Here is a 12,398-nt window from a genome sequence, read left to right as displayed (position 1 = left end):
TGATTATTGGTTCTGTAACGTGGCATGTGCCTGTTGAACAACCCGATACGGATCAATTTCAGGTGCAATTTGGCCTTCCCGGTCAACGGCCTTTAAGTGAATCAAGAACTCAATATTACCGTGACCACCCGTAATTGGTGAAAAGTCCAAATCACAAACATCGTATTGGTTTTCAACCGCAAAATTAATGATCATGTTGATCACTTCTTCATGCACTTTTGGATCATGAATGATTCCATGCTTCCCGACTTTCTCCCGCCCGGCTTCAAATTGCGGCTTGATCAATGCTACTAAATCGCCATTTTCCTTCAAAATTGGATGAAGGGGCGGCAAAATCAACTTTAATGAAATGAAAGAAACGTCCGTAGTTGCAAATTCCGGTTGCCCATCTGTAAAATCTTCTGGTTTACTGTACCGGAAATTAGTATTTTCCATGACAACAACCCGCGGATCTTGTCTTAATTTCCATACAAGTTGGTTCGTCCCGACGTCAAGCGCATAAACTTGCCTTGCCCCTTTTTGAAGCGCAACATCCGTAAAGCCGCCGGTTGAAGACCCAATATCAAGGACAATTTTGTTGCGAACAGATAATTTAAAAACTTTAAGTGCTTTTTCAAGTTTCAATCCGCCCCGGCTGACATATGGCATTTTAGTTCCTTTAAAATGCAGCTTGGTCTCAGGATCAATTTTCATTCCTGGTTTATCAAGCCGTTCTTCATTTTCACCTAAAATTTCCCCCGCCATAACGGCACGCTTCGCCTGTTCGCGACTGTCAAAAAGTCCCTGTTTTACAAGTAATATATCAATTCGTTCTTTTTTCATGCTTTATCCTTTATCTTAAAATAATTTAAAAAATCAGCTAATAATGAAATATCAATTCCATCCTGATGAAGCACCGCAAGACTTTCACGCATCAATTGAACTGAATGACGTAATTCTTTTTGGGCTCCTTCAAGACCTAATAATCTCGGATAGGTATTCTTATTTTCAGCTTGATCTTTATGAACTTTCTTTCCCAGTTCAGCTTCTGTTCCCACAACATCGAGGATATCATCATAAATTTGAAATGCCAATCCAAATTGAGTTCCAAATTGCTTTAATGCATCTTGGTGTTCAGCCGAAACATTACTCAGCAATCCGCCTGCATAACAGGCATATTGAATCAAAGCTCCGGTCTTTCCGCGATGAACACGCTGAAGCTGGGCCAAAGTTAATTGGTGCTGTTCGCCTTGAATGTCACCAACTTGCCCGTTGACCATTCCTTCGGGACCGGCTGCCTTGCTTAATGCGTGAATTAGTTTAACCTGAATTACAGGGTCAAGCTCTAATCGGCTTAACCACTCAAAAGCGGTCGTCAGCAAACCGTCTCCGGCTAATACCGCCATTGCTTGTCCATAAACTTTATGGTTCGTTGGTTTGCCACGCCGTAAATCATCGTTATCCATTTCTGGCAGATCATCATGAATCAGTGAATACGTGTGGATCAATTCTAAACTTGATGCGACTTGCAAGTCCAAATCAGAATACTTTCCTTTAAATGTTTGGCAAATTGCCAAAATCAAGAACGACCGTAACCGTTTGCCGCCTGCATCAACCGAGTAACACATTGCGTCTTTTAAAATCGTATAACTTTCTAGACTGGCAAGATACTCATCAAGACACTGATCAATTTTCGTAATCGTTGCCTGTTTAAACTCTTCAATTTGATTATTCTTCATCTGAATTTCCTTTTTCAAATAACTTTTCATTTCCTTGGTCATCAACAACATGGGTCAATGTCTTTTCCGCATTTTCCAATGTATCTTGAAGGTGTTTGCTTAACTTCATTCCTGCTTGAAACTGATCAAGCGCTTCTTCCAATGGAACATCTCCCTGTTCAAGATGATTTACGATTTGTTCTAATTGATTTAATTGTTCTTCAAATGTTGGTTTTGTTGTACTCATGATTGATACTTTCTAATTTTCTGAACTTCAACTTGAGCGGTTCCGTCTTTCAAATGAAGATTAAGTTGATCATGAATGGTAATGGAATCAACCGATTTAATTACCTGATCATTCGGATCTGTTACGTATGAAAATCCCCGTCCCATAACGTTGAGCGGATTCAACAGCGCTAGGGCATGGTTTGCGCGAAGATACTGTTGTTCTTTCATCGACATTAGATTTTGAATGCGTTCAAGCAGATGGTCTTGCAAATTATCCACACGGTGCCGATCATCCTGAATCAACTGTTGCGGACTGCACTTTTGTAACTTTCCATTTAAAACTAAAAGCCGTTGATGTTCAGTTTGAAGTTTTTGTTGAACATTGTTTAAAAGGCGGGTTTCAAGCAAATCGATTTTTTGCATAAACCCATCATATAACCGTTCAGGCTGCCGAAAAATATATGATTTTTCCAGCTTTGAAAGGCGTTGCTGTTTAAGTTGAATTATCCGTTTCATTGCCTGGGCAAGGCGGACTTGATAGTCTTTCAGTTTCAAGATCTCATCAGTTAAAACAGGGGTTGCCAACTCTGCCGCTGCTGTCGGCGTTGCTGCGCGTACATCAGCCGCTAAATCTGACAAGGTCGTATCCGTTTCGTGACCAACAGATGAAATTACAGGAATTTTGCTATCAGCAATTGCACGGGCAACCTCTTCTTCGTTGAACGGCCATAAATCTTCAATTGAACCGCCCCCACGCCCAATAATAATCGTATCAAAGTCACCGCGAGCATTAACTTCTTTTAGACGTCCAACTAGTGAATCCTTCGCATATTCGCCTTGAACTTCGGCTGGAAACAAAACAAGTTGAACGATTGGATAACGACGCCGTGTTGTCGTAATAATATCCCGAATAACCGCCCCAGACGGACTGGTAATGACTGCAATTCGCTTTGGAAATTTAACGAGCGAACGTTTCGGCCGACTGAAAACTCCTTCTTGAGCCAACTTCGCTTTTAATTGTTCATAAGCTTGATACAAAGCACCAACTCCATCCGGCTGCATCGTTTCAATGTTGATTTGGTACTTTCCGGTTTGTTCATAAACCTCAATCCTACCAGTTACTAGGACTTTCATCCCATCTTCAGGGACAAATTTGATTCGGTTAAAATTGGATTGGAACATCACTGCTTCAATTTTGGCATTTTCGTCCTTAATACTAAAGTATTGATGCCTTTCCCGTAACCGAAAATTTGAAATTTCCCCGATTAAGTACACTCGCTCAAGATATGGATCATATGTAAATTTACGTGCAATGTACTTGGTTAAAGCCGTAACGGTTAAATAATTTTTCCGTTCCATTTAAATACTTCTCTCTGCAATTTCAATCGTTTGTTTTAAAAGCATTGCAATCGTCATCGGACCGACCCCACCAGGAACCGGCGTCATAAATGCAACTTTATCCGCTGTTGAAGCGGCTTCAACGTCACCAACTAATTTTCCGGCTTCATTGCGGTTCATTCCAACATCAATAACAACTGCGCTTGGTTTAAAATAGTCGCCCGTCAAAAATTCTGCTTTGCCAACAGCCACGATCACCACGTCGGCTTCCCGGGTAATTTCTTTTAAATTCTGAGTATGACTGTGAGTGACCGTGACTGTTGCATTCGCATTCAGCATCATTGCAATCATCGGCATCCCGACAATTTTACTGCGGCCAACGATTACGACCCGTTTCCCATCAAGTTGAATATCGTATTTTGCCAACAAGTGCATTATCCCGTTCGGCGTACACGGGGCAAGCTCTCCCTTATTCATAAATAATTTACCAATGTTTTGCGGATGAAAGCCATCAACGTCTTTTGAAGGTAAAATCGCTTGAATCACTCGGTCTTCATTAATTCCTTGCGGCAACGGCAACTGAACGAGAATTCCGTGAACTTGCGGATCATTGTTCAATGAATAAATTAAATCAATGATCTCATTTTCACTTGTTGAAGCTGGTAAAACATTATCAAGGGTTTTAACCCCAACCTTTTGCGCTGCTCGTTTTTTATTGCGAATATATACCTGACTTGCAGGATCATCACCGACAAGGACAACCGCTAAACACGGGGTAATTCCTTTATCTTGAAGGCAGCGGACCCGCTCCTTTAATTCTTCTTTAATTTCATTTGAAAGCTTTTTCCCATCCAGTTTCGTTGTCACCAAAATCAATCTCCCTTAAGTAATTATTCATACTATGATTTTAGCATATCTCCTTCAAAATAATTATTTGAAAAAGTAATTTGAGTAAGAAAAAGAGATTGCGGCATACCGCAATCTCTTTACTTTAAATAAAATTCGAAAGAACGCCGTTAATAAACCCACGTTGCTTTTCATCGCTAAATTCCTTTGCAAGTTGAAGTGCTTCGTTCAGCGCAACCTTATTCGGAACTTCATCACAATTTTGAATTTCGTATAATCCTAATCGTAAAATGATCAAATCCGTTTTTGGTAACCGGCTTAACGTCCATTTTGAATTAAGCTTTGAAGCAATTTCATCGTCAAGTTCAACTTGACGACCTAAAACTCCCTGAACTAATTCACGCAAATAATCTGGACATTTTGAAACATGCTTTTCTTCAAGCAGATTATCAACAACAGTCATCGCATCAGTATCAGGATTACTGTTTACCGCGAATAAAGCTTGAAAAGCAACCTCTCGAATTTGGTGTCTTGTAATACTCACTATTCTTCACCGTTTTCTTCTGCAAAAGGATTATTTGGATCGATCGTTGATTCTTGCTTTTCAGGAACAATTCCCTGAATGTGAACATCAACAACATCCAATTTCAATCCGGTCATAAACAAAACTTGTTGTTTTACCTTCTCTTGGATCTCATATGCGACTTTCGGCACTGAAACCCCATAGTTAAGTAATGCATAAACGTCGACTTTTAATGATGAATCTTTTTGATCAAGCTTAACGCCTTTACTCCGATTTTCCTTGCCAAAAAGCTTTGAAACACTGTTGGCTAACGAACCCCGCATTGAGTATACGCCGTCAACTTGACTTGCTGCGATTCCAATAATGACCTCAACAACTTCGGGCGCAATCTTAATTTCGCCTAAACTAGGTTCTTGACTTGCTAAAATGATGTTATTATCTTCAGCCATTATTAATAGCCTCCTTTAAATTATGCACGTGAAATGTAAGTACCGTCTGATGTATTGATTGTAAGCGTATCGCCTTCGTTGATGAAGAATGGAACTTGAACAACTAATCCAGTTTCCATTGTCGCTGGCTTTGAGCCACCTGATGATGTGTCACCCTTAATGTTTGGTTCAGTTTCAGCAACAACCAAATCAACAGTATTTGGCAATTCAAGTCCTAAAGTTTCTGAATCATGCATGATGACCTTAACAAGCATATTTTCCTTTAAGTACTTGATTTCGTCTTCGATTTGAGCCTTGTTTAACTCAAGTTGTTCGTATGTTGAAGTATCCATGAAGACATAGTTGTCGCCATCAGCATACAAATATTGCATTTCTTTCCGATCGATTTGGGCTTGTTCTACCTTTTCACCAGCACGGAATGTCTTTTCTTGAACAGCACCTGTCCGTAAGTTTTTAAGTTTTGAACGAACAAAGGCTGAACCTTTACCTGGCTTAACGTGTAAGAATTCAACGACCCGCCATAATTCGCCATCAATTTGAATTGTTAATCCTGTTTTAAAATCATTTACAGAAATCATTTTTTGTCCTCCTCAGGTAAAATTTTGAATTTCCGATACATAGTTAAAGAAATCACTATACTGAATATTTTCACGTGAATTCTTTATTTTGTCAAGCAGATTATTAGAGTTCCGTTAATCCTAAGTCAAAATCAGTCAAATTTTCAAAACCGTTCGCAGTAACTAATAAATCATTTTCCAATCGAATACCACCGACTCCGGGAACGTATACCCCCGGCTCGATCGTAATTACCTGTCCAACTTGAAGCAGTTCATCGCTGCGATAACTCAAAGTTGGCATTTCATGAATTGACCGGCCGATTCCATGACCGATTCCATGCGTAAAATACTGGTTAAGGTGATAATTTTTCAAAATGGCATTCGCTTTTTGCCAAAGAGCAGAAAATGGCAAACCAGGAGCAACGATTTGCATTGTTTCAAGAAGGGCATCCTGAACAGCCGCCGTCAACCGGTGAATTTCCGGAGATTGCGTGCCCATTCCGCAAACCCGCGTGACATCAAACGTATACCCTTGATAAAAATAACCGTAATCAACCAAAATCAAATCCCCCACCTGAATTTTACGGCTGGAATTAACGCTGTGCGGTTTGACTGTATTCTCAATTCCGGTTGCGATAATCGGATCAAATGATGCCTTATCAGCTCCTAATTGCCGCATTTCAAAATCAAAACGGTTGGCAACTTCTTTTTCTGAGAGTCCTAGTTTAAGAATTTCAGTAAGTAAACAAAAATAGCCTTTTTTTGCTAATGATGCTGCTTTTTTCAAAATCTGAATCTCAGCATCACTTTTAATCGAACGAAAATATTCAATCAAATTTTCAGTTGGAACAATATCCGCAACTGAATTCTCATCCAAATAATCGTAATCATGGTAACTAATCGATGCCTCAAATCCAACAGCCACGAGGTGATCCTGTTCAAACAACTGACAAGCGGTTTGATAATAATCGCTTGTAATCCGATATTCTGTAATCGTTTGAGTCATCAGTTCAACCTGAAACCGAGCATCACTAATCAGATAAGCCGTTTGATCAGTAATCAAAAGCAAGCCCTCATCTCCGGTAAATCCAGAGAGATAATTAATATTGACCGGATTCGTTACCAAGAAACCATCCATATGATGATCCCCAATAAAATTCCGGACCTTGCTGATTCGCGTATGATATTCCGTTTTATTCATCATAATCCCTCACTTAATAAAAAAAGAGGCCGGACTTTCGTCACAGCCTCTTTCAAAATACATTAGTCAGCAACTGGGTAAACAGATACTTGACGTTTGTCACGGCCTTTGCGTTCGAAACGTACAACCCCTTCAACCTTAGCAAATAATGTATTATCGCCACCCATACCTACGTTTACACCTGGATAGATATGTGTACCGCGTTGACGGTAAATGATTGAACCGCCTTTTACAAGTTGACCATCAGCACTCTTAGCGCCTAAACGCTTTGAACGTGAGTCACGACCGTTGGCAGTTGAACCGCCACCTTTTTTGTGAGCAAAGAATTGCAAGTTCATTAACATAACAGTTGCACCTCCTCAATGCTTATTTTATCTTGATGTATTTACCATAACTATTTGCAACATCCTGTAAACCGAGTTCAAAACTTTGAAGCAGCAATTGAACATTTGGAAGTTGCACTTGATCATCGGAAAGCTCAACTTTAAGGAACCCGCCATTTTCATCATCCGATAAAACTTGCGGTTTGCTTTGTGCAAGCTTTTCTAAACTATTAACGGTATTGATTGCAAGAACAGACACCGCGGAACAGACAATATCTTGTCCGTATTCACCGGCATCTGCATGCCCTTTTAATTCAAATCCAGAAAGTTTTCCGGACTGATAATTAAAATGTGCTTGAATCAAAATATCAACCAACTTTCAATTAAGCGTTGATTTCGTCAATAACAACCTTTGTATATGGTTGACGATGACCTTGCTTTGTGTGTTGGTGTTTCTTTGGCTTGTACTTGAAAGTTACAACTTTCTTTGCACGGCCTTGCTTTTCAACTGTTCCTGTAACGGTTGCACCTTCAACTAATGGTGTCCCGATAACAGTCTTTTCACCACCAACTAAGACAACTTGATCAAAAGTTACTTTGTCGCCAGCCTTAACGTCTAACTTTTCAACGTAGATAGCTTGACCCTTTTCAACTTTTAATTGCTTGCCACCAGTTTTAATGATTGCGTACATCTTGTGCACCTCCTTAATTAATCCTTAGACTCGCCGTAATTTAGTGGTTCATTCGAACACTTAAACTTAAAACGTGCGGTTGCAGTTGTACTATGCACAAGTACAACAGTTGTAGTTTATCAAAATCTAATTGACTCGTCAAGGTTCATCATGCTTAAAAATTAAATTGACTTTTAAGAATAATCATCATATAATACTAACGTTGTTGAGATGGTTCGGTAGCTCAGCTGGATAGAGCATCCGCCTTCTAAGCGGATTGTCGAGAGTTCGAATCTCTCCCGAATCACCATTTGTACACGTTCAGTTAATGAACGTGTTTTTTTTATTTACTCAAAAAGAGGCTATGACATAAGTCGCAGCCTCTTTGCTATATCCACCAAAACAAACGAGCTAAGTAGAAGGACGCAAACCTCAGAATCTATGCTCCGCGATTTATTCGCTTTTCTGCTTCCATCACGCTTGCTTTTAATGTATTGTTACAGTTTTTAATTTTGATCATACATCTTCATGTACTGCGTTTCAATTTCTTGCTCATCAAAGTCCAAATCGATCAATCCCAGTTTCAAATACATGTGCCAAGCATGTACTAAGGCTTGTGGTTGACGGTTAAAGTAGCACTTGTTAATTTGCTGTTGAATAATCAAATAAACCGTTGCAAACGAATCGCTCTTCCATTTTTGTCCGATTTGATTTAAATCTTCATCGGTCATCAGCATAATATATGCCCATTCTTTGAAATTGGCCATTTCAAAAAAGTCACGCATCCCACGGCAATAACTTTCAAGCAATTCTGCTTTCGATGCCTTTGCTTGAATCTTCGTAAACAGATTTGCCAAACTCAAATTGACATTCACAACCAAATTACTGTATTTTTCGTCAAGCGTAATTTTTTTTGCAGGCAGCATTTCCGGAAAAGCGCTTTGCCGTGCTAATCCAAGCATTCGATTAAAATCCACCATTTTCACCTTCTATAAATTAGTAGTAACGCGAATCATTCTTGATTTCAAGACTTTCGAGGTTTTCCAAGTACCAATCACGAATGAAATCATACTTATTCAGTACATCAAACCATGAAATTCGGTTATCAGGGTCATTGATTTTAATTACCCACTGACCATTTTCTTGAGGTTCAACTGCCATTTTAATGCCCCGGCTCAGCTCTAATTCAGCTTCATTATGCATTCCGGTAATCAACATGTAACCTGCATTTGAAGCATTAATGAATAATTTATCCAATGCGGTTTGCGGCATTTGATCATCCATAATTGCATATGATGCATAATTTGATGGATCTAAAATGTTAAAGTCAACATCAAATCCATAATCTTCCTTCATGAATTTTCCAATCGCAAGTAATTGAAGTTCAAACTTCCGCAATGTTTCTTCATTGATTTCCTTCTTCAACTTAACGATCAGTAAATTCGTTAATGCTTCGCTATTGAAAAGAAGTAAGTGTTTATTAAAATCAATAAAGAATAACGCTTCTTGAGTATGTTGTTCAACATAGTATGCACTCCCGTCTGGATTTTCCACAAATGTAAAGTACCCCAACTTATCAATTCCCGGAAATTCCTGATACAGTTCATCATTTTGCTCGTTGGCTTGTAAAACCAATTTTTCCGCTTGATGCAATCCAAGAAGCCGGCCTAAAAAGATCAAATAAAAGTCCGGCCGCGTATATTGTTGCGGGTAAATCAAGTATGCAGAGTCAAGCTGATAGGTCGATAATTGTTGAATCGACTTCAATAAAACCATCGCATCATCCGTTGTAATCAATTGATTTAAAATCTCTGTAAAGCGGATTCCGTTATCCAAATTTTTCTTCAATTGATCGCGATATGCCATTAAGCGGCCCGTTGTGCTTAATGAACGGGCATCCTTACTTTTTTGTTTTGTTGTTCCATCTGGGAAAAACGTTACCGTTTGTAATTTTTCGCTCATCTTATCTCACCTATTTTTCTGCAGCAATCAAATTTGCGATGTAGTCGCGATAAAGGGTCTTATTCTTTGCTTCAAAGTTTTCAAAGTTACCGAATTTCGATACGATACTTTGCTTTTCATATCCAATTAACGTATCTTCCTTTGATAAGGCTAAAACCGTTTCTTCGTTATCCCGAATCGTCCGGTATGCATCATTGGCTTCTTCATCAAGCTCAGTTAAATGGCTTAACTGATCAACCAACTTTTGCTTTGATTCACGTTGTTTTGAGCTTTCCCATGGCATTACCTTTTCTTGGGAAACTGCCTTGATTTGAGCCCGTAATTCTTCTTTTTGCTGATCACGTTCATCTTGAGAATCGATCAAACTTTGCAATCGTTCGTTTTCCTTTGAAAGCCGTTCGATTGCATCACTGTTTAACCGTTTGTTTTCATATTCAAGTTCAAACGCCCTCGACAATTTTTCATATTCGCGTTTGTCAAAATGAAATTCAACGTTCAAGACGTCGACGGTTCCGAAAAGTCTTCTGCCCCACCAATTTCCAAAATAAAATTGAAAATTCCCAGGAGCTGTTTCCTCGAAGTAGAAAAACGGGTACATTTCATTTAAATACTTGATCAGTTTTTGGCTTAAAAATGCACTGATCTTTGGTTGAATATCTTCAACTAACTTTTCGTTTTCTGTATCCTGAGCACCATGACGGGCATGTAAAATTTCATTAGAATACTTTTTTGAATTAATAAGTTCATACACTTGACGGTCATCTTGATCATCAATTGCCTTTGCTAATGTCTGTAAATATTGAATCTTGCCTGTTACGGCTTCGGTTAATGTTTTTGTAGCTTCATCATGATCTGATAAAGTGAACTGATTTTCATTTGTCATAAAAATCTCCTCTTATTACTATAAAATAAAAACATTGCTTTATTTCTATTCTGACAAAAAACGCCATCAAAAGCAATGTTTCATTTATAAATTACCTGATTGTCCTTAATTATTTCACAACATATTGCCGTTGATAATCTTCAACCCCTGCAAATACAAATTTTGCAGGATCAGTACTGATATCAAGCTTCCGAGTCTTATCACTGATCTTGATTCGTGAATTATAAACGTCTTCATATTCGGCAACGCTCAGTTGTTTCCGGGCATCCAAGACTTTTTGGAATGCCTCGTGTTCGATGTTTTGGTCAAATCCTGGGCGAAGCAAACCTGAGTAGAATTCACCTTGAGCACCTGAACCATAACTGTACAACCCTAACCGCATTCCAGCCTTAAGGTCCGTTGAATTTTCAAGCAACGAAAGTAATCCTAAATACAATGAACCTGTGTAAAGGTTCCCGATTTGGTTGCTATACCGCCGAACATTTTCAAATTCATGCGTTAACCGGGCAGCAACTGTTGGATCTGCATCTTCGATTGCAATCTTTAATGCTTTAAACCCTTCCTTTGTGTATGGTAAGTGGAATAACATCGCATCAAATTTTGAAATATCAAACCCAGTGTTGTCTTGGTATTCTTTGAAAACATGCTTAAAGAATTCAAGATAAACATTGGTTGAATACTTGCCATCAACTAACGCTTCATCAAATCCTAACGGACGCCAAAAGTCCATTACATCGTCAGCCCAGTAGGTTGCATCGTCTTGAATCGCCAAAATTTGTGGATCACGACTAATTAACATTGCTACGGCCCCACCGCCTTGCGTTGGTTCGCCTTTCGTTGCTAATCCATAACGAGCATTATCAGCGCCAATTACCAAAACTTTTGAGTCTGGATTCATTGCAATGTGTCCATGTGCAAAATGAATTGCAGCCGTTGCCGTATAACACGCCTGTTTCAACTCCACTACTCGAACCTGATGTTTCAATCCTAACAAGCGTTGAAGATATACTGCTCCTGATTTAGAGTTATCAATTCCTGATTCGGTTGCAAATAAAACCATATCAATTTGTTCCTTATCTTCAGGAGTTAATATTTTATCAGCCGCATTAGCCGCCATTGAAACAACATCTTGCGTTGGAGGAATGACTGCCATTTTACTTTGTCCAATTCCAATTAGATATTTATTTGGATCAACATTTCGTGCTTCAGCTAATTCTGCCATATCTAAGCATAAATGTGGCGTAAAGAAACTAATTTTATCAATTCCAATATTCATAATTATCCCTCCGACAAAAAATCTAAACTCGATTTTACCATACTCAATTCAATAAGGAAAAGCATAACCCTTAAAATTAAATCAAATTTTATGCTAAAATATTGTTAATCTAAAGAAAGAAAGTGTTTTCATGAAAACAATCAAAATTGAAGTTTATGGTTTAGTTCAAGGAGTTGGATTCCGTTTTATGACCAAAAAACTTGCCGATCAACTTGGCGTTAAAGGAACTGTAATGAACCGGAATGACGGATCTGTTTACATTGAAGCCCAAGCTGATCCGATGACTTTGCAACAATTTATCAGTCAGGTTAAACTTTCACCCTCACCAAGCGGCCGTGTTGATAACGTTCGCATCGCTGAAATCAACCATTCGCCATACAAAGATTTTTCAGTGACATACCAATAGACTAGAAGATATTGAAATTCTAAAGTATTTTTCTTATC

The 12,398-nt window shown here is 38.8% G+C and carries 17 protein-coding genes, 1 tRNA gene and 1 other annotated feature; of the genes, 2 read left to right on the top strand and 16 right to left on the bottom strand.

Annotation, left to right across the window (positions count from 1 at the left end):
* Positions 1-3 precede the first annotated feature (3 nt).
* From FC64_RS05490 to rplU, 12 genes are all read right to left on the bottom strand, one after another.
* On the bottom strand, positions 4-822 hold the full coding sequence (locus tag FC64_RS05490) for a TlyA family RNA methyltransferase (protein WP_057906912.1): 819 nt from the start codon (positions 820-822) through the stop codon (positions 4-6).
* Complete coding sequence (locus FC64_RS05485; protein ID WP_057906911.1) at positions 819-1,718, bottom strand: polyprenyl synthetase family protein; 900 nt, start codon at positions 1,716-1,718, stop codon at positions 819-821. Before FC64_RS05485 ends, FC64_RS05490 begins: the two co-directional genes overlap by 4 nt.
* A complete protein-coding gene (locus FC64_RS05480) occupies positions 1,708-1,944 on the bottom strand; it encodes an exodeoxyribonuclease VII small subunit (RefSeq protein ID WP_057906910.1) in 237 nt (78 codons plus the stop codon). Before FC64_RS05480 ends, FC64_RS05485 begins: the two co-directional genes overlap by 11 nt.
* Positions 1,941-3,284 (bottom strand): exodeoxyribonuclease VII large subunit, encoded by a 1,344-nt coding sequence (gene xseA, locus FC64_RS05475; protein WP_057906909.1) that lies wholly within the window; start codon positions 3,282-3,284, stop codon positions 1,941-1,943. The genes FC64_RS05480 and xseA overlap by 4 nt, the downstream gene beginning before the upstream one ends.
* Positions 3,285-4,133 carry a bifunctional methylenetetrahydrofolate dehydrogenase/methenyltetrahydrofolate cyclohydrolase FolD gene (gene folD / locus FC64_RS05470; RefSeq protein WP_202987269.1) on the bottom strand — a complete coding sequence of 283 codons (849 nt, stop codon included), beginning with the start codon at positions 4,131-4,133 and terminating at the stop codon, positions 3,285-3,287. It lies immediately after the preceding gene.
* 121 nt (positions 4,134-4,254) lie between these two features.
* Positions 4,255-4,653 (bottom strand): transcription antitermination factor NusB, encoded by a 399-nt coding sequence (gene nusB / locus FC64_RS05465; protein WP_057906907.1) that lies wholly within the window; start codon positions 4,651-4,653, stop codon positions 4,255-4,257.
* The gene (locus FC64_RS05460) at positions 4,653-5,081 is read right to left on the bottom strand and encodes an Asp23/Gls24 family envelope stress response protein (RefSeq protein WP_057906906.1); all 429 of its coding nucleotides are present in this window, start codon (positions 5,079-5,081) and stop codon (positions 4,653-4,655) included. Before FC64_RS05460 ends, nusB begins: the two co-directional genes overlap by 1 nt.
* 20 nt (positions 5,082-5,101) lie before the next feature.
* Positions 5,102-5,659, bottom strand: coding sequence for an elongation factor P (gene efp / locus FC64_RS05455; RefSeq protein ID WP_057827777.1), 558 nt, complete (start codon positions 5,657-5,659; stop codon positions 5,102-5,104).
* Positions 5,660-5,762: 103 nt separating this feature from the next.
* Positions 5,763-6,839, bottom strand: coding sequence for a M24 family metallopeptidase (locus FC64_RS05450; protein WP_057906905.1), 1,077 nt, complete (start codon positions 6,837-6,839; stop codon positions 5,763-5,765).
* Between the two features lie 62 nt (positions 6,840-6,901).
* Positions 6,902-7,183 (bottom strand): 50S ribosomal protein L27, encoded by a 282-nt coding sequence (gene rpmA / locus FC64_RS05445; RefSeq protein ID WP_057827775.1) that lies wholly within the window; start codon positions 7,181-7,183, stop codon positions 6,902-6,904.
* Between the two features lie 22 nt (positions 7,184-7,205).
* Positions 7,206-7,526, bottom strand: coding sequence for a ribosomal-processing cysteine protease Prp (locus FC64_RS05440; RefSeq protein WP_057907112.1), 321 nt, complete (start codon positions 7,524-7,526; stop codon positions 7,206-7,208).
* Between the two features lie 19 nt (positions 7,527-7,545).
* The gene (rplU, locus tag FC64_RS05435) at positions 7,546-7,854 is read right to left on the bottom strand and encodes a 50S ribosomal protein L21 (protein ID WP_057827774.1); all 309 of its coding nucleotides are present in this window, start codon (positions 7,852-7,854) and stop codon (positions 7,546-7,548) included.
* Positions 7,855-7,870: 16 nt separating this feature from the next.
* Positions 7,871-7,945 (bottom strand) — a sequence feature (ribosomal protein L21 leader region).
* Between the two features lie 121 nt (positions 7,946-8,066).
* On the opposite strand from rplU, the gene FC64_RS05430 reads away from it, so the two are divergent.
* A tRNA-Arg gene (locus tag FC64_RS05430) sits at positions 8,067-8,143 on the top strand.
* A gap of 196 nt (positions 8,144-8,339) precedes the next feature.
* Here the strand turns inward: FC64_RS05430 and FC64_RS05425 are convergent.
* The 4 genes from FC64_RS05425 to FC64_RS05410 form a co-directional block, all read right to left on the bottom strand.
* Positions 8,340-8,810 carry a hypothetical protein gene (locus tag FC64_RS05425; protein ID WP_057906904.1) on the bottom strand — a complete coding sequence of 157 codons (471 nt, stop codon included), beginning with the start codon at positions 8,808-8,810 and terminating at the stop codon, positions 8,340-8,342.
* A 19-nt stretch (positions 8,811-8,829) separates the two neighbouring features.
* On the bottom strand, positions 8,830-9,795 hold the full coding sequence (locus tag FC64_RS05420) for a hypothetical protein (protein WP_057906903.1): 966 nt from the start codon (positions 9,793-9,795) through the stop codon (positions 8,830-8,832).
* 10 nt (positions 9,796-9,805) lie between these two features.
* Positions 9,806-10,678 carry a hypothetical protein gene (locus FC64_RS05415; RefSeq protein ID WP_057906902.1) on the bottom strand — a complete coding sequence of 291 codons (873 nt, stop codon included), beginning with the start codon at positions 10,676-10,678 and terminating at the stop codon, positions 9,806-9,808.
* Between the two features lie 109 nt (positions 10,679-10,787).
* Positions 10,788-11,954 (bottom strand): hydroxymethylglutaryl-CoA synthase, encoded by a 1,167-nt coding sequence (locus tag FC64_RS05410; protein ID WP_057906901.1) that lies wholly within the window; start codon positions 11,952-11,954, stop codon positions 10,788-10,790.
* Positions 11,955-12,084: 130 nt separating this feature from the next.
* Between FC64_RS05410 and FC64_RS05405 the strand changes: the two genes are divergently transcribed.
* The gene (locus FC64_RS05405; RefSeq protein ID WP_057906900.1) at positions 12,085-12,360 is read left to right on the top strand and encodes an acylphosphatase; all 276 of its coding nucleotides are present in this window, start codon (positions 12,085-12,087) and stop codon (positions 12,358-12,360) included.
* Positions 12,361-12,398 lie beyond the last annotated feature (38 nt).

It is taken from the genome of Ligilactobacillus araffinosus DSM 20653, from assembly GCF_001435375.1.
Taxonomy (GTDB): domain Bacteria; phylum Bacillota; class Bacilli; order Lactobacillales; family Lactobacillaceae; genus Ligilactobacillus; species Ligilactobacillus araffinosus.
Note: the sequence above shows the minus strand (reverse complement) of the source record. Positions and strands in the feature narration are given on the sequence as shown.

Excerpts from the sequence above, each read along its gene's own strand:
- FC64_RS05420 (WP_057906903.1), bottom strand. The coding sequence starts at position 9,795 with ATGAGCGAAAAATTACAAACGGTAACGTTTTTCCCAGATGGAACAACA.
- FC64_RS05460 (WP_057906906.1), bottom strand. The coding sequence starts at position 5,081 with ATGGCTGAAGATAATAACATCATTTTAGCAAGTCAAGAACCTAGTTTA.
- FC64_RS05485 (WP_057906911.1), bottom strand. The coding sequence starts at position 1,718 with ATGAAGAATAATCAAATTGAAGAGTTTAAACAGGCAACGATTACGAAA.
- FC64_RS05405 (WP_057906900.1), top strand. The coding sequence starts at position 12,085 with ATGAAAACAATCAAAATTGAAGTTTATGGTTTAGTTCAAGGAGTTGGA.
- FC64_RS05415 (WP_057906902.1), bottom strand. The coding sequence starts at position 10,678 with ATGACAAATGAAAATCAGTTCACTTTATCAGATCATGATGAAGCTACA.
- FC64_RS05490 (WP_057906912.1), bottom strand. The coding sequence starts at position 822 with ATGAAAAAAGAACGAATTGATATATTACTTGTAAAACAGGGACTTTTT.
- FC64_RS05450 (WP_057906905.1), bottom strand. The coding sequence starts at position 6,839 with ATGAATAAAACGGAATATCATACGCGAATCAGCAAGGTCCGGAATTTT.
- xseA (WP_057906909.1), bottom strand. The coding sequence starts at position 3,284 with ATGGAACGGAAAAATTATTTAACCGTTACGGCTTTAACCAAGTACATT.
- FC64_RS05410 (WP_057906901.1), bottom strand. The coding sequence starts at position 11,954 with ATGAATATTGGAATTGATAAAATTAGTTTCTTTACGCCACATTTATGC.
- FC64_RS05480 (WP_057906910.1), bottom strand. The coding sequence starts at position 1,944 with ATGAGTACAACAAAACCAACATTTGAAGAACAATTAAATCAATTAGAA.
- rpmA (WP_057827775.1), bottom strand. The coding sequence starts at position 7,183 with ATGTTAATGAACTTGCAATTCTTTGCTCACAAAAAAGGTGGCGGTTCA.
- efp (WP_057827777.1), bottom strand. The coding sequence starts at position 5,659 with ATGATTTCTGTAAATGATTTTAAAACAGGATTAACAATTCAAATTGAT.
- rplU (WP_057827774.1), bottom strand. The coding sequence starts at position 7,854 with ATGTACGCAATCATTAAAACTGGTGGCAAGCAATTAAAAGTTGAAAAG.